This is a genomic window from Streptomyces lanatus, from assembly GCF_014655715.1.
In the GTDB taxonomy this organism is placed as follows: domain Bacteria; phylum Actinomycetota; class Actinomycetes; order Streptomycetales; family Streptomycetaceae; genus Streptomyces; species Streptomyces lanatus.
Genome location: NZ_BNBM01000024.1, coordinates 33,390 through 51,360 on the forward strand (window position 1 = coordinate 33,390; position 17,971 = coordinate 51,360).

Genomic DNA, 17,971 nt, shown 5'->3' on the forward strand with positions numbered 1-17,971 from the left:
CGTACAGTTCGGGCATGACTGATCCGAACGCCGCGTCCCGCCCCGTTCAAGCCGTCGTCCTGGCCGGCGGCCAGGGATCACGGCTGCGTCCGTACACCGACGACCGGCCCAAGCCGATGGTCGAGATCCCCGGTACGGGGACGCCGATCATCGGCCATCAGCTTTCCTGGCTGGCCGAGGAAGGCGTGACGGACGTGGTGGTCAGCTGCGGGCATCTCGCCGAGGTGCTCCAGGACTGGCTGAAGTCGTCCGACCTCCCGGTCCGCGTCACGACCGTCGTAGAGACCGAGCCGCTGGGCCGGGGCGGCGGCCTGAAGTACGCGGCGGCGCATCTGCCGCACCCCGACAAGCCCTGGTACGCCACCAACGGCGACATCTGGACGCGCTTCTCGCTGCGCGACATGGCGGACTTCCACGCCGAGCGGGACGCGGTCGCCACGCTGGCCCTCGCCCGGCCGCGCATTCCGTGGGGCGCGGTGCAGACGGACGGCTTCGGGCACATCACCGACTTCATCGAGTCGCCGCCGTCGACCTTCGAGATCAACGCGGGCGTGTACGTCTTCTCCCCCGCCTTCGCAGGCCTCCTTCCCGAGCGCGGCGACCACGAACGTACGACCTTCCCCCATCTCGCGCGAGAGCGCCGCCTGGCCGGCTTCCCGATCCCGCAGGGCGCCTACTGGCGGGCCATCGACACCGCGAAGGACCTCACGGAGGCGGCGAAGGAACTGGCGGCCCTGGGCCGCTGACCACACCGCCGAGCCGAGCATGACGAAGGGCCCCGGACGTCATCGCGTCCGGGGCCCCTCGTCGTCCTGCCGCTCGGCGTGAGGGCGGTGGATCAGCCGGTGGTCGCGTTGCCGAGTACGTCGCCCACCGGCCCGGCTACCCCAACAGGCCGCCCACCAGACCCGGTTCGTCGTCGGAGGAACCGCCCCCGTCGCCGCCGCCCGAGGAGGGGCCGCCCGAGGTGGGCCCGGTGCTGGTGCTGGGGGCCTCGTCGGCGGGCGCGGACTGCTGCGGCGGGGCCTGGCCCGCCGTGCCCTGGGTCTGGCTGGGCGTACCCGCGCCCGTCGTGCCCGTGTCGCTCGTGGCGCCCGGCGTCGTGGCGGCGCCCGACGGGGTCGCCGTACCCGATGTGGCACCCTGCGTCGGCGAGTTGGAGGCCGACGGCGCCTCGCCGCGCTGCCTGTCCGACTCCTCCGGCAGCGGGGAACCCGGCAGTTCGTTGCGCGGGGCCTCCCCCGGGCCCGGGACCACCACGCGGTCGGCGTCGCGGACCGCGCCGCCCAGCAGGGAGCCGACCAGGAGGGTCAGGCCGGTGACGATCGCCGTGAGCAGGGCGCCGCGGCGCAGGACGTAGTTGCGCAGCTCCCAGATGTCGGTGCGGGGGCCGAGTCGGCGCCAGGCCATGCCCGCGAGGCGGCCGTCGATGGAGTAGACGGGGGCACCGGCGATGATCAGCGGTGACCAAGCGGCGAGATAGATGATGTCCGGGGCGTCGTAGACGGGGACGCTCTTCCAGCTGACGGTGAGCAGGAGCGCGGCGGACAGCAGGGCGCCGACCACCGCGGCGACCCGCTGCCAGCAGCCCAGCACCGTCAGCACGCCCACGATCACCTGGAAGAAGGCGATCACCAGGCCGGAGCCGACGGGGTGCTCCAGGGCGAACTGGCGCAGCGGCTCGGCCACTTCCCAGGGGTGCAGGGTGTTCAGCCACTTCACCATGGAGCCGCGCCTGCCGCCGTCGAAGTAGACGGGGTCGCAGAGCTTGCCCATGCCCGCGTAGATCGAGATGAAGCCCAGGAAGACGCGGAGCGGGAGGAGGACCACGCCGAGGTTCATACGGCGGCCCGGGTAGTACGCGTGCCGTGCGGGGTCGTCGCCGCCTTGGCGCCTGAGGGCGGAGTCGGGGTCGTCGTCCGGGGCGTCGGGCTCCGGCGCGTCGAAATCCTCGGCCGCGTAGGCGAATTCCTCGTCATACGCGCTCTCGACCGTGCGCATATGGGGCAGCAGCCGGGTTTCGAGGGACTCGTGGGTGCGCTGCGGGCCGACGATCGGGGTCTCGACCGTCCGCGCCATCTCGTCCTCGTAGCCGCCGTCGTAGTCGACGTCGACGCGCGGGATGACCTGGGTACCCCCTGCGGCGGGGGCCGGTTCGTCGCCGTGGCGGACGCTGCCGTCCCGCACGGCCTGGAGGAGCCGGTGGGCGCCGGTGTCGTCGGGCGCGGACGTGCCGTTCCAGACGGAGACCCGGCGGCGGGCGGCGGGCGGCGCGCCCGCTCGGCCGGCCACTCCCGCGGCGGGGATGCGGGCGGTGTCCTCGGTGGCGCTCAAGTGCCGTGCGATCTGCGGGGATTTGGTGCGCCTGGTCGACGCGCCCAGCAGCACGCGAAAACTCGCGTGATTGACGATGATCTGCGCCGGATCGCTCGGCACCTTCACCATGCTCAGCGCGGGAGCGTCGTCGTATCCCGACGAACGGTCCCCCGTGGGTGTGCGGGGTGTTCTGGTGTCCACACTCAACTAACCGAGTGACATGTGGTTAGGACACTGCCTTGACCGGTCCGATCTGTCCGGACCGCGTCAAGGATGCGCAGGTCGCACCACTGTCACCAGAATTAACCCGCACGGGTGACGCCACGCATGTCTGTTCAGACGCGCCGGCGGGCCGCCTCGTACAGCACGATGCCCGCCGCCACACCGGCGTTGAGCGACTCCGCGCCGCCCGGCATCGGGATGCGCACCCGGAAGTCGCAGGTCTCGCCGACCAGCCGGGACAGGCCCTTGCCCTCGCTGCCGACCACGATGACGACCGGGCCGTCCAGGGCCTGAAGATCGCCCAGTTCGGCCTCGCCGTCGGCGGCCAGGCCGACGACCGCGATGCCCGCCTTCTTGTACGCCTCCAGGGCGCGCGTCAGGTTCGTGGCGCGGGCGACCGGGGTGCGGGCCGCGGTGCCGGCCGACGTCTTCCAGGCACCGGCCGTCATGCCCGCCGCACGCCGCTCGGGTACGACGACTCCATGGCCGCCGAAGGCCGACACCGAGCGGACCACGGCACCCAGGTTGCGCGGGTCGGTGACGCCGTCGAGGGCGACGATGAGCGGGTCCTCGCCACCGTCGTAGGCGGCGCTGGCGAGGTCCTCGGGGTGGGCGTACTCGTACGGCGGGACCTGGAGGACCAGGCCCTGGTGGTTGAGGCCGTTCGTCATACGGTCCAGCTCGGGGCGCGGGGCCTCCATGAGGTTGATGCCGCCGCGGTCGGCGGCGAGCTGAAGGGCCTCGCGGACACGCTCGTCGTTGTCGATGAACTGCTGGACATAGAGCGTGGAGGCGGGGACGCCCTCGCGCAGCGCCTCGACGACCGGGTTGCGCCCTACGACCATCTCGGACGTGCCCTTGCCGCCACGGCCGCGCGGCACGGGGCGGCGCGCGGCCTGCTTCGCCTTGGCGGTCGCGATGCGGTTCTTCTTGTGCTTCTTGCGCATCTCGGCGGGCGGCGTCGGGCCCTTGCCCTCCAGGCCCTTGCGCCGCTGGCCGCCACTGCCGACCTGCGCGCCCTTCTTGCCGGACATGCGGCGGTTGTTCGCGGCCATGACCTACCTGTCTGTCGTGTGTCGTCGTACGTATGTCTATGAAGTGTGCCGCCCGGATGGCCGGGCGGCACAATCGATCTTCCGGGAGCCGGGGCCGGTCAGCGCGGGCCGAGGCTCCAGCGGGGTCCATCGGGGCCGTCCTCGATGGCAAGACCCGACTGCTTGAGCTGGTCGCGGATGGCGTCCGCGGTCGTCCAGTCCTTGCGGGTGCGGGCGGCCTCGCGCTGGTCGAGGACCAGGCGTACGAGGCTGTCGACCACGCCGTGCAGATCCTCACCGCGGTCGGTCTCGCCCGCCCAGTGCGGGTCAAGCGGGTCCAGGCCGAGGACGCCGAGCATGGCGCGGACCTCGGCGAGGCGGGCCACGGCGGCTTCCTTGTCGTCGGCGGCCAGTGCGCTGTTGCCCTGCCGGACGGTGGTGTGCACCACGGCGAGCGCCTGCGGGACACCCAGGTCGTCGTCCATCGCCTCGGCGAAGGCGAGCGGGACCTCGGCGGACGGCTCGACGACTCCCGCCTTCTCCACCACGCGCTGCACGAAGCCCTCGATCCGCGCGAACGCCGACTCGGCCTCGCGCAGGGCCTCCTCGCTGTACTCGATGGTGGAGCGGTAGTGCGGGGTGCCCAGGTAGTAGCGCAGGACGATGGGGCGCCACTGCTTGACCATCTCGGACACCAGCACGCTGTTGCCGAGCGACTTCGACATCTTCTCGCCGCTCATGGTGACCCAGGCGTTGTGCACCCAGTACTGGGCGAAGTCGTCGCCGTACGCCTTGGCCTGGGCGATCTCGTTCTCATGGTGCGGGAAGATCAGGTCGAGTCCGCCGCCGTGGATGTCGAAGGCGGAGCCCAGGTAGCGGTGGGCCATCGCCGAGCACTCCAGGTGCCAGCCCGGGCGCCCGCGTCCCCACGGCGTCTCCCAGTCGGGCTCGCCCGGCTTGGCGGCCTTCCACATCGCGAAGTCGCGCGGGTCCCGCTTGCCGGTGATGCCCTCCTCGGTGGGCTGCCGCATCTCGTCGAGGTCCTGCCGGGACAGCTCCAGATAGGAGGGCCAGGAACGGACGTCGAAGTAGACGCTGCCGTCCGCCTCATAGGCGTGACCGCGCTCGATGAGGCCGCGCATCATCTCGACCATCTCGGTGACATGGCCGGTGGCACGGGGCTCGTATGTCGGCGGGAGGCAGCCGAGGGCGGTGTAGCCGTCGGTGAAGGCGCGCTCGTTCTCATAGCCGATCGACCACCAGGGGCGGTTCTGGTCGGCGGACTTGGCGATGATCTTGTCGTCGATGTCCGTGACGTTCCTGATGAACGTCACCTCATAGCCGCGGTACTCGAACCAGCGGCGCATGATGTCGAAGTTCAGGCCGGAGCGGATATGGCCGATGTGCGGTGCGGCCTGCACGGTGGCGCCACAGAGGTAGATCGAGACACAGCCCGGCTGAAGCGGGGTGAAGTCACGGATCTGCCGGGCGCTGGTGTCGTACAGGCGAATAGTCACGGGTCCAGGGTAATCGGCGATGCCCAGTGCCTCGGACGGTTGTGGATAACAGTCAGAGCGTGGTCCGCACCACGAGAGCGGTGGCCACGGCCATGAGCCCTTCACCCCTTCCGGGGAACCCCAGTCCGTCGGTCGTCGCCCCCGACACCGACACCGGCGCGCCGGCGGCCTCCGACAGGATCTTCTGCGCCTCGTCGCGCCGCTTGCCGATCTTCGGGCGGGGGCCGACGACCTGGACGGCGATGTTGCCGATGCGGAAGCCGGCTTCACGCACGATGCGCGCGGCCTCGGTGAGGAGTACGACGCCGGAGGCGCCCGACCACTCGGGGCGCCCGGTGCCGAAGTGCTGTCCCAGGTCGCCGAGGCCGGCCGCCGAGAACAGCGCGTTGCACGCGGCGTGCGCGACGACGTCCGCGTCGGAGTGGCCGGCGAGGCCGGGTCCTTCGCCCTCCCACTTCAGGCCCGCGCACCACAACTCGCGGCCCTCTTCGAAGGCGTGGATGTCGGTGCCGATGCCGACCTGCGGAAGCAGTGGCTCAGAAGCCATCGTTCAGCCTCCGGCGGGCCAGGACCGCCTCCGCCAGGACCAGGTCCAGCGGGCGGGTGACCTTGAAGGCCTCCTCGTGGCCGGGGACGACCACGACGGTGAGGCCGAGCTGCTCGACCATGCTCGCGTCGTCGGTGACGTCGTCCGTCACCGTCTCGTGCGCGCGGATCAGCGTGGCGCGGTCGAAGCCCTGCGGGGTCTGTACGGCACGGAGGCGGGCGCGCGACGGGGTGGCGACCACCGGCTCCGGGTCACCGGACGTGCGCGCGGGCTCGACCTCCTTGACCGTGTCGGCGAGCGGCAGCGCGGGCACCACGGCCGGCGCTCCTCCCCGTACGGCCTCGATGACCGCGTCCACGGTGTCCACCGGCACCAGCGGGCGGGCCGCGTCATGCACCAGGACGATGTCGTGGTCCGGCGGCAGCGCGTCCAGGCCGAGCTTCACGGACTCCTGGCGGGTCTCGCCGCCGGGGACCACCAGGAAGTCGGTGCGCTCGGGCAGCGCGTGCGCGTCGAGGAGGCTCTTGACCTCGGGGGCGCCGTCGGGCGGGGCCACCACGACCACCAGGGAGACGGCGCGGGAGGCGGCCATCGCGCGGACGGCGTGGATCAGCATGGGCGTGCCGTTCAGCGCGCGAAGTGCCTTGGGGGCGCCCGGGCCGAGGCGCACACCCTTTCCGGCGGCCGGGATCACGACGGCCGTACGGGCTTCCGAGCGCGAAGGGCGCGAATCGTCAGACATCGGTTCCTGTCAGGTTTGTGTGCTCGGCCTAGGTGGGTATGGCCTCAGCGTGCCGGGTGGGACGTCTTGACCGAACCCTTCCGTGACAACGGTCGAGGCGGCAGCCCGGACCCGGCACATCAAAGTATCGGGGACACCCCGAGGCAGGACGAACGGCGTCTGTGCGCGAACATGCCGCAGCGCCCGGCGACAGGAATAACGTCATCGGGCACCGCGGCACTTTTTTCCTCACACAGCATTACTGCTGGGTGCTGAACTGAGGCGAATGGACCTCGTCAGGACGCGAGAACCTCGTCGAGCAGGGCCTCGGCCTTGTCCTCGTTGGTGTTCTCCGCGAGGGCCAGCTCGCTCACCAGAATCTGGCGGGCCTTGGCGAGCATGCGCTTCTCACCGGCGGAGAGTCCACGCTCGCGCTCACGACGCCACAGGTCACGCACTACTTCCGCGACCTTGATGACATCGCCGGAGGCGAGCTTCTCCAGATTTGCCTTGTAACGACGCGACCAGTTCGTGGGCTCCTCGGCGTACGGCGCGCGCAGCACCTCGAAGACCCGGTCCAGCCCGTCCTGACCGACCACATCACGCACGCCGACGAACTCCGCATTGTCCGCTGGCACACGTACCGTCAGGTCACCCTGGGCGACCTTCAGCACCAAGTAGGTCTTGTCCACGCCTTTGATCTGGCGAGTTTCGATGGCCTCGATCAGCGCGGCCCCGTGATGGGGATAGACCACGGTGTCGCCAACCTTGAACGTCATGTGACAGGTACCCCTTCCGTGGCTATCCAGGGTAACACGGAAACGGCGGGTTCTGAATGGCGTTTTCGCAGGTCAGGGCATATCTCGGGGCTTGACAACTCCAACCGGAACGTGCTTCGCGGGCCGATCGGAAGAAGGTATTCGCAGGTCGGAGCGGCTCTGCGGGCGGGGTGAAACGCGTACGTTACACACATCCGGCGGCGCCGCCGAGTGGTCGAACGTACACAAATGTCCGCTTCCAAGTGTGCGACTTCCGCTACTCCGTTCGGCGTCCCGAGGGGGGCCCGGACGAATCCCGGAATTGATCACAGCCTGGTCGGCGGCATGCCCGGATGATCAATTCCGGGGCGCTCGCGCATTCCTTCACGGAAATTTTGCGCGGGCGCTTGGAGGGCGCTTATGTGAATGACGGACGAGCGACCGGGCAATGTGACTCGCGGGCCACTTCCGGGTGAAGAGACGGGTGCCGGAAGAGCCACTTCGGCGGCACTTCGGCAGCACTTGGCCCGCCGAGGGGAGGGTCGGGTGCGGCCGCGCGGGAACGGCTCGGTAACCTAAGGCCGCTGACAGACACTTAGGGCGGCTTTATTCGCCCGCCCCGTTCGAGTCAAGGAGTTGCCGCCGCCGTGAGCAGCAGCCTTCGACGCGGCGCCCTGGCCGCCGTCGCCCTCGCGTTCTCGATCACCTCGCTCGCCGCGTGCGCCGCCGGCAACAACGCCCAGACACTGGAGATCAAGCCGGACAACGCGGCCACCAGCGTCGGCGACATCAAGATCCAGAACGCCCTCGTCATCACCCAGCCCGACCTGGAGTCGACCGGCCCCGCCGCGGTCTCCGCGACGCTGTTCAACTCCGGCCGCACCGCCCAGACGCTGGACGCGATCAAGGTGGACGGCACCGACAAGACCGCCGAGCTCAAGGCCGCCAAGGGGGGCAGCCTGACCATCCCGGCCGGCGGCCGGCTGATCCTCGGCGGCAAGGACAACGCCTCCGCCGTGCTGCCCAGCAGCCGTGAGGCGATCCAGGACGGCAACGCCCAGAAGATCACCTTCACCTTCAGCGAGACCGGCGACGTCAGCCTGCGCGCCTTCGTCGTCCCGGCCGAGCACTACTTCGAGGGCTGGGGCCCGACCGAGGTCCCGGCGGTGCCGGGTACGACGTCCTCGCCGAGCGGTTCGCCGACCGGTTCCCCGGCCGGGGGTGCCGAGGCCACGCCGACCGGCGGCGCCTCCAGCAGCGAGTCGCCGGAGGCCGGTACCGGCGCGGGCACGGGCACGGGCGCCGGTGAGGCGACCCCGACCGACGCGACCTCGCAGTCGGCGGCCGGCCACTGAGCGGTCGTACGGCACCTGTAGAGCCGTAGAAAAGGGCGGGGCCCCGGATCTGATCCGGGGCCCCGCCCTTTTACGTACGCCTGTTTTCCTACGCCTGCGGTTTACGGCTCGAACTTGTAGCCCAGGCCCCGCACCGTCACCAGATACCGCGGCGCCCCCGGGTCCGGCTCGATCTTGGCGCGGAGGCGCTTGACGTGAACGTCGAGGGTCTTGGTGTCGCCGACGTAGTCGGCGCCCCACACCCGGTCGATGAGCTGCATACGGGTCAGGACGCGACCCGCGTTGCGCAGGAGCATCTCCAGCAGGTCGAACTCCTTGAGCGGGAGGTCGACCTTGGAGCCGGAGACCGTGACCACATGGCGGTCCACGTCCATGCGGACCGGGCCGGCCTCCAGCGCGGCCGGGGTGACCTCCTCGGGCTCACCGCGGCGGCGCAGGACGGCCCGGATACGGGCGACCAGCTCGCGCGAGGAGAAGGGCTTGGTGACGTAGTCATCGGCTCCTATTTCCAGGCCGACGACCTTGTCGATCTCGCTGTCCTTGGCGGTGACCATGATCACCGGGACATTGGAACGGCCGCGCAGCTGGCGGCAGACCTCCGTGCCCGGCAGGCCGGGCAGCATCAGGTCGAGGAGGACGAGATCGGCGCCGTTGCGCTCGAACTCGTCCAGTCCATCGGGCCCGGTGGTCGCGACGGCGACCTCGAAGCCCTCCTTGCGGAGCATGTACGACAGGGCGTCGGAGAAGGACTCCTCGTCCTCGACGACAAGCACTCGGGTCACGGAAGGACCTCCGGGGCGGAAAGCGTTTCGTACGCGGTTGAGTCGGGGGAATTGGGGGGATCGGATGGTGCGGGCTGCCCGGCCTCGTCGTCGAGATCGGGGTGCTGCTGAGCACGGTCACGGGCCGCACCCGCCTCCGGCAGCCGCAGGGTGAACGTGGAGCCCTGTCCCTCGGAGCTCCACACCGTGACCTCCCCGCCGTGCGAGGCGGCCACGTGCTTGACGATCGCGAGACCGAGGCCGGTGCCACCGGTGGCACGGGAACGGGCCGGGTCCACGCGGTAGAAGCGCTCGAAGATGCGCTCCTTGTCCTTCTCCGAGATGCCGATGCCCTGGTCGGTCACCGCGATCTCGATATGGTCCCCGCCCGGGGCGGTGAGCCGGCGCGCGGCGATGCCGACGCGGGTACGGGCGGGCGAGTAGTTGACGGCGTTCTCGACGAGGTTGCCGAGCGCCGCGGCGAGCTGACCCCGGTTGCCCCAGATGCTGAGGTCCTCGGCGCCTCCGGCGGCCATGGTGATCTGCTTCGTGCCGGCGGCGTGCCGGCAGCGGTCGATCGCCTCGGCGACCAGCTCGTCGACGCGGACCGGCTCGGCGTCCTCCAGCGGGTCGTCGTTCTGTACCCGGGAGAGGTCGATGAGCTCCTGCACCAGGTTGGTGAGCCGGGTCGCCTCGATCTGCATACGGCCGGCGAAGCGCTCGACGGCCTCCGGGTCGTCGGAGGCGTCCATGACGGCCTCGGAGAGGAGGGAGAGCGCGCCGACCGGCGTCTTCAGCTCATGGCTCACGTTCGCGACGAAGTCGCGCCGTACCGCCTCTATGCGTCGGGCCTCGGTGAGGTCCTCGACGAGGAGGAGGACGAGACGGGAGCCGAGGGGCGCGACACGGGCGGACACGGCGAGGGCCTCGCCCCGTCCGGTGCCACGCCTGGGCAGGTCCAGCTCGACCTGCCGTATCTCGCCGTCGCGCCTGGTGTCGCGGGCCATCTGGAGCATGGGTTCGACGGAGAGCTTGCCGCCGCGCACCAGACCGAGGGCGTACGCCGCCGAGCTGGCCTTGACGACGGCGTCCCCCTCGTCGAGGACGACCGCGGAGGAGCGCAGCACCGACAGGACCGTGTCCACGCCGGGTGGCAGGACCGGGTCGGTGTGCAGAGAGGTTCGGGTGGGTCGCTTCAGGTCGCGTTCGCTCCAGCGGAACGCCAGCATGGCGATGACACCGGTGAGAACCCCGGCGATCGCTGCCGCTGCGGCGACCGCCGCGTTCACGTCCATGCATCCAGGTTAGGCATGTCGCGGGCGGTGCCCACAGCCGTCGGAGTGCGACCTCGAACACTCGTCGCCCAGAGTTCACCTTGGAGCCAGTATTGGTTCATTTGGGGTGGCGGAAACGGACGCGTAGGACCCGGATGGTGGGGGTGTGGGGTTCGCGCGGCCGATTCGACAGCAGGCTCGGCGGCCGACTCGACGGTCGGCGCATAGATCACACAGTCGGTTTAGCGTAGGGATCGCGAGATCGCACTGGCGGTTTCACGACAGTCCGACTGTCGTTTTCGCGACGGTCTTACTGTCGGAGGGCATGACGGTAAGACTGCCGGTCCGAGGAGAGTGGTCCGAGGACAGTCTCCTGGCCCCCGGAACCCCGAGGCAGACGTAAGAGAGGGACCCTGATGCGGGACGCGTACCACGAGGAACTGGACTCGATCGGCGACAGCCTGGTGGAGATGGCCCGGCTGGTCGGGTCGGCGATCGGGCGCGCCACGGCGGCGATCCTCGACTCCGACCTCAAGCTGGCCGAGAGCGTGATCGAGGGCGACGAGAAGGTCGACGACCTCCAGCACGACCTGGAGGCGCGGGCCATAGCCCTGCTGGCGCGCCAGCAGCCGGTGGCCACGGATCTGCGGATAGTGGTCACCTCGCTCCGTATGTCCGCGGACCTGGAGCGCTCGGGCGACCTGGCCCAGCACGTGGCGAAGCTCACGCGGCTGCGGTACCCGGAGCGGGCGATTCCGCAGGACCTGCACGCCACCATCCTGGAGATGGGCCAGCTCGCGCAGCGCCTGATGGCGAAGGCCGCCGAGGTGATCATCACCAAGGACGTCGACCTCGCGATGCAGCTGGAGCAGGACGACGACGCGATGGACCTCCTCCACCGCACGCTCTTCCAGCACCTGATGGACGAGCGCTGGAAGCACGGCATCGAGACGGCGGTCGACGTGACGCTGCTCGGCCGCTACTACGAGCGGTACGCCGACCATGCGGTGGCCGTGGCGAAGCGTGTCGTCTACCTGGTGACGGGTGAGCACGCGGATGAGCTGCAGCCCGACATCCAGCCGGAGATCCAGCCGGTCTCGGGGGTGGAGGGGGCGTAGGCCTCTCGGCCGTGTGTTCCCGTCGAGGGTGGTGCGGGGCCGTGAGCGGGCTTGCCGGAGTCTGTTCGGGGCGCGCGTGCAAGCCTCTGTGCGCCGTTGATGCGCCCAGCGGGGCGGGCATGGAATGAGCACAGGCACCAGCCCGAGGAGGGACCATGGCCGAATCCCCCAGCACACCCGGCACGACGCCCGACCCCACCCAGGAACGCCCGACCGAACAGCCCGCCGACATCAGGAGCCTCCCGCTCTTCGGCGCCTGCGGCTGCGGCTCGGGCTGCGGGTGCGGGTGCCAGTCCGGGAATCCTTGCCAGTGCGGGTGAGAGTGCGGATCTGGATCTCGTACGACCATGAGGGCCTCGGCGCGCAGGACGCGCCGGGGCCTTTCGGCGTCCGCTACTTGCCGCCCTGCCGGCGCACCATCTCGTCGATCCACACCGGCGCGAACGGAGACGTACACCCCGGCGAGGTCGGATAGTCCTTCAGCACCTCCAGGCGCTCGCCGATCGCGATCGCGCGCGTGCGGTACTCGGCGTGTTCGATGCCGATCTGGGCGAGGCAGTGGTTCATCGCCCACTGGAGGCGGTCCGGGGCGTCCTTCATCTCGGACTCGATGGCGTCGAGGAGTGCGGGGAGGTCGAGGCCGTCGGGCTTCTTCGCGACGCGTTCGGTGGTCAGCGCCCAGCCGGCGCTGGCAACCACCGGATCTGAGTCGGCGAACCAGGCGACGCGCAGCTCTTCGGCGTGCGGGTTCTTCTTCACCACGTAGTTCACGAGCCAGTCCTGCACCTTGGGCGTGCGCGCCTCGCGCAGCATGGCGTCCAGTTCGTCCCGCTCGAACGCCTTCGGCCGGCAGATCAGCAGCGCCAGCAGCCTCGCCGCGGTGTCCCCCGTCCTCCACAGCTCACGCGCGAGCTCCTGCCTCGTCTTGAGCCGCTTCGCGATCGCGCGCAGCTTGCTGAGGTTCACACCGTGATCGTCGCCGTGCCGCTCGTTCACGGCACGAGCCTTCGGATCCTCCAGCGCGGCCAGCTCAGCCATCACCTCGGCGAGGCTCGCCCCGCTCAGCGCCGTATCCGCCACCTTGGCCTCCTGTCCCTGAGGTATGGGGTTCAGCGTAGGCCGAGGGCAGAGAAGAGCCCCCTCCTGCCGGAAGATCCGCAGGTAGGGGGCTGCTTCGGGGATGGGCTACTTCTTCTTGCCCTGATTCTTGACCGCCTCGATAGCCGCCGCAGCAGCCTCGGGGTCCAGGTACCTGCCCCCCGGCGTCACCGGATTGAAGTCCGCGTCGAGTTCGTAGTACAGCGGGATGCCCGTCGGGATGTTCAGGCCCGCGATGTCGGCGTCGGAGATGCCGTCGAGGTGCTTGACCAGGGCGCGGAGGCTGTTGCCGTGGGCGGCGACGAGGACCGTGCGGCCCGCCAGCAGGTCCGGGACGATGCCGTCGTACCAGTACGGGAGCATGCGGACCACGACGTCCTTCAGGCACTCCGTGCGGGGGCGCAGCTCCGGCGGGATCGTCGCGTAGCGCGGGTCGTCCGACTGGGAGAACTCCGTGCCGTCCTCAAGCGGGGGCGGCGGGGTGTCGTACGAGCGGCGCCACAGCATGAACTGCTCCTCGCCGAACTCGGCGAGGGTCTGGGCCTTGTCCTTGCCCTGGAGGGCGCCGTAGTGGCGCTCGTTCAGGCGCCAGGAGCGGTGGACCGGGATCCAGTGGCGGTCGGCCGACTCCAGCGCCAGCTGGGCGGTGCGGATCGCGCGCTTCTGGAGGGACGTGTGGACCACGTCGGGGAGCAGGTCGGCGTCCTTCAGGAGCTCACCGCCGCGGACTGCCTCCTTCTCGCCCTTCTCGTTGAGGTTGACGTCCACCCAGCCGGTGAACAGGTTCTTCGCGTTCCATTCGCTCTCGCCGTGGCGGAGGAGGATCAGCTTGTACGGTGCGTCGGCCATGCGTCCGAGCGTAATCCAAGGCTTTGGCCGGGTGCTCCCCCCTCCCGAAGGGCGGACGGTTGACGGGATCTGTTAATCGAGTGGCCTGGGCGGCGGCCCCACTTGTAAGTTGCGATCACCTTCCGCGCTTCTTACATCGCCCCGAGGATCCGCATGCCGCTCGCCGCCGCCCTGAGACGTGCCGCCCGGGAGTCCGTCTCCGGCTTCCCCCGCGAGTTCTGGTGGCTGTGGACCAGCACCCTCGTCAACCGGCTCGGCGCCTTCGTCGCCACCTTCATGGCGCTGTACCTCACCCTCGACCGCGGCTACTCCGCCTCCTACGCCGGTCTCGTCGCCGCGCTGCACGGGCTCGGCGGCGTCGTCTCGTCGATCGGCGCCGGCGTCATGACCGACCGGCTCGGGCGGCGGCCCACGCTGCTGATCGCCCAGGGCTCCACCGCCGTCTCCGTGGCCGTGCTCGGGTTCATGCATCACCCCGTCGCAATCGCCGGCGTGGCCTTCCTCGTCGGCGCCGCCTCCAACGCCTCCCGGCCCGCCGTGCAGGCGATGATGGCCGACATCGTGCGCCCCGAGGACCGGGTGCGTGCCTTCTCCCTCAACTACTGGGCCATCAACCTCGGATTCGCCGTCTCCTCCATGGCCGCCGGGTTCATCGCCGAGGTCAGCTATCTCGCGGGGTTCCTGATCGAGGCCGGGATGACGGCCGTCTGCGCGGTCGTGGTGTTCGTCAAGCTGCCCGAGTCGCGGCCCGTCGTCCAGGACGCCCAGGCGGGCGAGGACAAGGCCGGGCTGGGGAGCGTGCTGCGTGACGGGCGCTTCATGAGCGTCGTAGGGCTGTCCTTCCTCGTCGCGCTCGTCTTCCAGCAGGGCTCGGTCGGACTGCCGATCGCGATGGGGGACGCCGGGTTCTCACCCGCCGACTACGGCCTCGCCATCGCCGTCAACGGCTTCCTGATCGTCGCGCTCCAGATCCCCGTCACGCGGCTCATCGAACGCCGGGACGCCGCACGGATCCTCATCGTGTCGTCCCTGCTCGTGGGGTACGGCTTCGGCCTCACCGCGTTCGCCGGGTCCGTCGGGATCTTCGCGCTCACGGTCTGCGTATGGACCCTCGGCGAGATGCTGAACGCCCCCACCCAGACCGGCCTCGTCGTCCGCCTCTCCCCCGCCCATGGCCGCGGCCGCTACCAGGGCATGTACACCCTCTCCTGGGCCGTGGCATCCCTGGTCGCGCCCCTGATGTCCGGCTTCGTCATCGACCGCTACGGCGCCGAGTGGCTCTGGGGACTGTGCGCGGTCATCGGCACGGCGGCCGCACTCGGATACGGCGTCCTCATGCGCCGCCTGCCCGCCCAGGCCCCGGCCGACAACGCCGCCCCCGCCGACGCCAAGCCCGAGGTCAGCGCGGCGTGACTGACTACGGGTGCATCCTCGCCCCCTTCACCACCTTGTCCACCCCGTTCCTCGGCCCGTACACCGCCAGCCCCACCAGATCCAGCTCGCCGGTCGGCACGGCCCGCACCGCCGCCCGGTTGTCGCGGTCGTTGCCCGTGGTGAAGAGGTCGGAGGTGAAGAGCGCGCGGGGGAGGGCGCGGGAGAGGGCACGCGCGTGTGCTGTCTTCAGGGTTTCCTTGGTGGCCTCGAAGACCAGGACCGGCTGCCGGAACATCGGCAGATAGCCGACCCCGTCGGCGTCCTCGTAGGGCTCCCCGATCACCTCGGGAATCTCCGCCCCCAGGCCGCTGACCAGGAACGCGGTGACGTTCAGCCGTTGCCAGGGCTCCAGGTCCTCGCGGAGCAGGACGGCGATCTTGGTGTCGAAACGGACGGGTACGGGTGCTTCATCGCTCATGGGTCGAGACTGTCGGCCGGTCCGCGGTCCGGTCTTGTACGTTCTTTGCATGGGCACCCGTGAGGAAGTCACCGCGTGGCGGCCCCGGGTCCCGGGCGTCACCGAGGTCTTCCACGCCCACTTCACCGAGTACGCGTATCCGATGCATGTGCACGAGGCCTGGACGCTGCTCATCGTCGACGACGGCGCCGTACGGTACGACCTCGACCGGCATGAGCACGGCACCCCGCACGACACGGTGTCCCTGCTCCCGCCGCATGTCCCGCACAACGGCTCCCCCGCCACCCCGCACGGCTTCCGCAAACGGGTGCTGTATCTGGACGGCACGCGGCTCGGCGACGATCTCATCGGCCCGGCGGTCGACTCCCCCGACCTGGCGGATCCGGTGCTCCGGCTGCGCGTCGCTCAGGTGCACACCGCCCTCACCCACCCCGGGGACGAGTTGGAGGCGGACAGCCGGCTCACGCTCATCGGCGACCGGTTGCGGACCCATCTGAGGCCGAGGAGCCTCCCCGACGTCCCGCGCCGCGACCCCGCCCTCGCCCGCCGGCTGCGTGAACTCCTCGACGAGCGGGTCGTGCCGGGGCTCGCCCTTGATGAGGCGACGGTGCTGCTGGGCGCCCATCCCGCCCATCTCGTACGGTCGTTCAGCACCGCGTACGGCATCGCCCCGCACCAGTATCTGATGTCCCGCCGCGTCGACCGGGCCCGCCGGCTGCTGCTGGAAGGCCGGTCGCCTGCCGAGGTGGCCGTGGCGACCGGCTTCTACGACCAGTCCCATCTCACCCGGCACTTCCGGAAGCTGGTGGGCGTGCCGCCGGGGCGCTATCGCGACAGCGCGCGCTGAGCGTCGTACAGATTGCGCGGGCGTACGGCGTCCGTGGTGCCATACAGCTCCAGGCGGGAATGGAGGTCACCGGTGAAGTCGGGTACGTCGATCTGGTCGAACTCCCTGACCTCGTTGAGGCCGACCGTGGCGGAGTAGGGGGCGAGGCCGTCGAGGCGGATCATGCCCGCGCGGACGTTGGTGACCCGGATGTTCCAGTGGGTGAAGCGGGCGCCGAAGAGCGGGCCCGCGCTGGCGTCGCCGCCGTGGCGGCCGTTGTTGTCCACGGTGATGTCGGTGCGGACGTTGGCGAAGGGCAGGCCTCGGTGGCTGTCGAAGGTGCCCATGCGCATGTCGCCGCGGGACCAGACATTGTGGGAGGACAGGCCCTCGACGTTGATGCCGTGGAGCTGGGTGTTGGTGGGCGCCTGTGTCGTGCGGGGCTCGATCGTGAAGTGCTCGATCAGGTTGTCGTGCGAGCCCTCCCGGCAGAAGTACGGGTGGTGGGTGCCCCGGCCCGCCACGCGTGTGCGGCGGAGGGTGCAGGCGGAGGCCGCCACCAGGCCGAAGCCGTTGTCGACGTGGCGGACCGTCACGTCGTCCGCCCAGCAGTCGTAGGCGCACTGGAAGACGACGCCGTTGTGGCCCTTGTCGAGGAGGTGGGGTTGCTGCGGGGTTTCCGTCGCCTCCAGGGTCAGGGCCTCGACGCCCGCGCCCGTCAACTCCTGGACGTGGGTGGTCAGTCGGGGGTCCCATTCGGGGCGGATGTCGAGGGGGAGGGGGCGTTCCAGGGTGAGCTCGCGGCCGTGGATCCGGGTGATGCGGACCGGCCACTCGTAGGGGACGTATGACGTCAGTTTCGTCTTGTCGTCCCAGGTGTAGGCCTCGGGGCCTGGGCCGCCGCCGCACATGTGCTCCAGCAGGGTGTGGCCGGCGTCGTCGGCCAGGCGGAGCAGGACCAGGGCGCCGGGGCGCAGGGCCGAGGTGTCCTGGGCGGTGACCGTCCAGGAGCCCCGGCGGGCGGGGGCGAGGGTGGTGAGGGTGCGCCACTCGTCCCGCTTGTTGCCGGTCCAGCCCTCGAAGGGCCATGCCTTCGCCCTGATCGCGGCGACCAGGGAGGTCCAGCGGGCCTCGGGGGCGAGCCAGATCAGGCCGCCCGCCCAGGACCAGGACGACTTGTCGCCGCCGTAGCGGGAGCCGTAGACGCCGATGAGTTCGGTGAGGTTCTTCGTCGCGTGGAGCTTGGTGCGGGTGCTGCCCGCTCCGCGGAGGACCACGTTCGAGTGGCCGATGCGGATCACGTCGTCGATGCGGAACGTGCCCGGCGGGAGGGTGACCATGCCACCGCCGGCCCTTCCGGCGGCGGCGATGGCACGGTTGATCGCGGGGGCGGAGTCGGTCGTACCGTCCGGCACGGCGCCGAAGTCCCGTACGTCGGCCACGACTCGGGGGCGCGGGAGGCGGGTCGCGCCGGCCCGGCAGCCCGCCCGGCCGATGTAGGGGATCTGGGGGTGGGTGAAGGGGGTGCGGGTGAACTCCCTCCAGAGGGATGGGACTTCGGGCCCGGTGGTTGCGGATGCCGTACGGCTCATGGCTCCGAGTGCCACTGCTGTGGCTCCGCCCAGCACGGCCCGTCTGGTGAGATGCCTGTTGCCCATGTCCGTACGTCCCTTTCATTCCATGCGGCTCTTCATGGATGTGAACGACGTTCAGAAGTGCGGTG

17 protein-coding genes are annotated in these 17,971 nt (G+C 70.3%); 5 read left to right on the forward strand and 12 right to left on the reverse strand.

What is annotated here, in order from left to right:
- The first annotated feature begins 14 nt into the window (after positions 1 to 14).
- A complete protein-coding gene (locus tag IE325_RS41215) occupies positions 15 to 746 on the forward strand; it encodes a nucleotidyltransferase family protein (protein ID WP_190075318.1) in 732 nt (243 codons plus the stop codon).
- Between the two features lie 136 nt (positions 747 to 882).
- Here IE325_RS41215 and IE325_RS41220 read toward each other — a convergent pair whose 3' ends face one another.
- From IE325_RS41220 to IE325_RS41245, 6 genes are all read right to left on the reverse strand, one after another.
- The gene (locus IE325_RS41220; RefSeq protein WP_190075319.1) at positions 883 to 2,517 is read right to left on the reverse strand and encodes a DoxX family protein; all 1,635 of its coding nucleotides are present in this window, start codon (positions 2,515 to 2,517) and stop codon (positions 883 to 885) included.
- A 134-nt stretch (positions 2,518 to 2,651) separates the two neighbouring features.
- Positions 2,652 to 3,593, reverse strand: a complete 942-nt coding sequence (rlmB, locus tag IE325_RS41225) for a 23S rRNA (guanosine(2251)-2'-O)-methyltransferase RlmB (RefSeq protein ID WP_190075320.1) — start codon at positions 3,591 to 3,593, stop codon at positions 2,652 to 2,654.
- A 98-nt stretch (positions 3,594 to 3,691) separates the two neighbouring features.
- The gene (gene cysS, locus IE325_RS41230) at positions 3,692 to 5,089 is read right to left on the reverse strand and encodes a cysteine--tRNA ligase (RefSeq protein WP_190075321.1); all 1,398 of its coding nucleotides are present in this window, start codon (positions 5,087 to 5,089) and stop codon (positions 3,692 to 3,694) included.
- Positions 5,090 to 5,141: 52 nt separating this feature from the next.
- The gene (gene ispF / locus IE325_RS41235; RefSeq protein WP_190075322.1) at positions 5,142 to 5,636 is read right to left on the reverse strand and encodes a 2-C-methyl-D-erythritol 2,4-cyclodiphosphate synthase; all 495 of its coding nucleotides are present in this window, start codon (positions 5,634 to 5,636) and stop codon (positions 5,142 to 5,144) included.
- Positions 5,626 to 6,378 carry a 2-C-methyl-D-erythritol 4-phosphate cytidylyltransferase gene (gene ispD / locus IE325_RS41240; protein WP_190075323.1) on the reverse strand — a complete coding sequence of 251 codons (753 nt, stop codon included), beginning with the start codon at positions 6,376 to 6,378 and terminating at the stop codon, positions 5,626 to 5,628. The genes ispF and ispD overlap by 11 nt, the downstream gene beginning before the upstream one ends.
- Before the next feature lie 275 nt (positions 6,379 to 6,653).
- A complete protein-coding gene (locus IE325_RS41245) occupies positions 6,654 to 7,136 on the reverse strand; it encodes a CarD family transcriptional regulator (RefSeq protein ID WP_003953493.1) in 483 nt (160 codons plus the stop codon).
- A 626-nt stretch (positions 7,137 to 7,762) separates the two neighbouring features.
- On the opposite strand from IE325_RS41245, the gene IE325_RS41250 reads away from it, so the two are divergent.
- Complete coding sequence (locus IE325_RS41250; protein WP_190075324.1) at positions 7,763 to 8,470, forward strand: copper chaperone PCu(A)C domain-containing protein; 708 nt, start codon at positions 7,763 to 7,765, stop codon at positions 8,468 to 8,470.
- A 101-nt stretch (positions 8,471 to 8,571) separates the two neighbouring features.
- Here the strand turns inward: IE325_RS41250 and phoP are convergent, their stop codons facing one another.
- Together phoP and phoR are read right to left on the reverse strand one after the other, a co-directional pair.
- Positions 8,572 to 9,243, reverse strand: a complete 672-nt coding sequence (gene phoP / locus IE325_RS41255) for a two-component system response regulator PhoP (protein WP_004000192.1) — start codon at positions 9,241 to 9,243, stop codon at positions 8,572 to 8,574.
- A gap of 5 nt (positions 9,244 to 9,248) precedes the next feature.
- Complete coding sequence (phoR, locus tag IE325_RS41260) at positions 9,249 to 10,526, reverse strand: two-component system sensor histidine kinase PhoR (RefSeq protein WP_190075325.1); 1,278 nt, start codon at positions 10,524 to 10,526, stop codon at positions 9,249 to 9,251.
- 395 nt (positions 10,527 to 10,921) lie between these two features.
- On the opposite strand from phoR, the gene phoU reads away from it, so the two are divergent.
- Positions 10,922 to 11,623 (forward strand): phosphate signaling complex protein PhoU, encoded by a 702-nt coding sequence (gene phoU, locus IE325_RS41265; protein ID WP_190075326.1) that lies wholly within the window; start codon positions 10,922 to 10,924, stop codon positions 11,621 to 11,623.
- Between the two features lie 393 nt (positions 11,624 to 12,016).
- On the opposite strand, the gene IE325_RS41270 is transcribed toward phoU, so the two are convergent.
- Positions 12,017 to 12,661, reverse strand: a complete 645-nt coding sequence (locus IE325_RS41270) for a DNA alkylation repair protein (RefSeq protein WP_373315336.1) — start codon at positions 12,659 to 12,661, stop codon at positions 12,017 to 12,019.
- Between the two features lie 147 nt (positions 12,662 to 12,808).
- Positions 12,809 to 13,570 (reverse strand): phosphoglyceromutase, encoded by a 762-nt coding sequence (locus tag IE325_RS41275; protein WP_190075328.1) that lies wholly within the window; start codon positions 13,568 to 13,570, stop codon positions 12,809 to 12,811.
- A 153-nt stretch (positions 13,571 to 13,723) separates the two neighbouring features.
- On the opposite strand from IE325_RS41275, the gene IE325_RS41280 reads away from it, so the two are divergent.
- Positions 13,724 to 14,983: an MDR family MFS transporter gene (locus IE325_RS41280; protein WP_190075329.1), complete on the forward strand. Its 1,260-nt coding sequence runs from the start codon at positions 13,724 to 13,726 to the stop codon at positions 14,981 to 14,983.
- A gap of 4 nt (positions 14,984 to 14,987) precedes the next feature.
- Here the strand turns inward: IE325_RS41280 and IE325_RS41285 are convergent, their stop codons facing one another.
- Complete coding sequence (locus IE325_RS41285) at positions 14,988 to 15,473, reverse strand: DUF2000 domain-containing protein (RefSeq protein WP_373315326.1); 486 nt, start codon at positions 15,471 to 15,473, stop codon at positions 14,988 to 14,990.
- On the opposite strand from IE325_RS41285, the gene IE325_RS41290 reads away from it, so the two are divergent.
- Complete coding sequence (locus IE325_RS41290) at positions 15,472 to 16,269, forward strand: helix-turn-helix transcriptional regulator (RefSeq protein WP_190075331.1); 798 nt, start codon at positions 15,472 to 15,474, stop codon at positions 16,267 to 16,269. The genes IE325_RS41285 and IE325_RS41290 overlap by 2 nt on opposite strands.
- Here the strand turns inward: IE325_RS41290 and IE325_RS41295 are convergent.
- Positions 16,248 to 17,906: a glycosyl hydrolase family 28-related protein gene (locus tag IE325_RS41295; protein ID WP_190075332.1), complete on the reverse strand. Its 1,659-nt coding sequence runs from the start codon at positions 17,904 to 17,906 to the stop codon at positions 16,248 to 16,250. The genes IE325_RS41290 and IE325_RS41295 overlap by 22 nt on opposite strands.
- Positions 17,907 to 17,971: the final 65 nt, after the last annotated feature.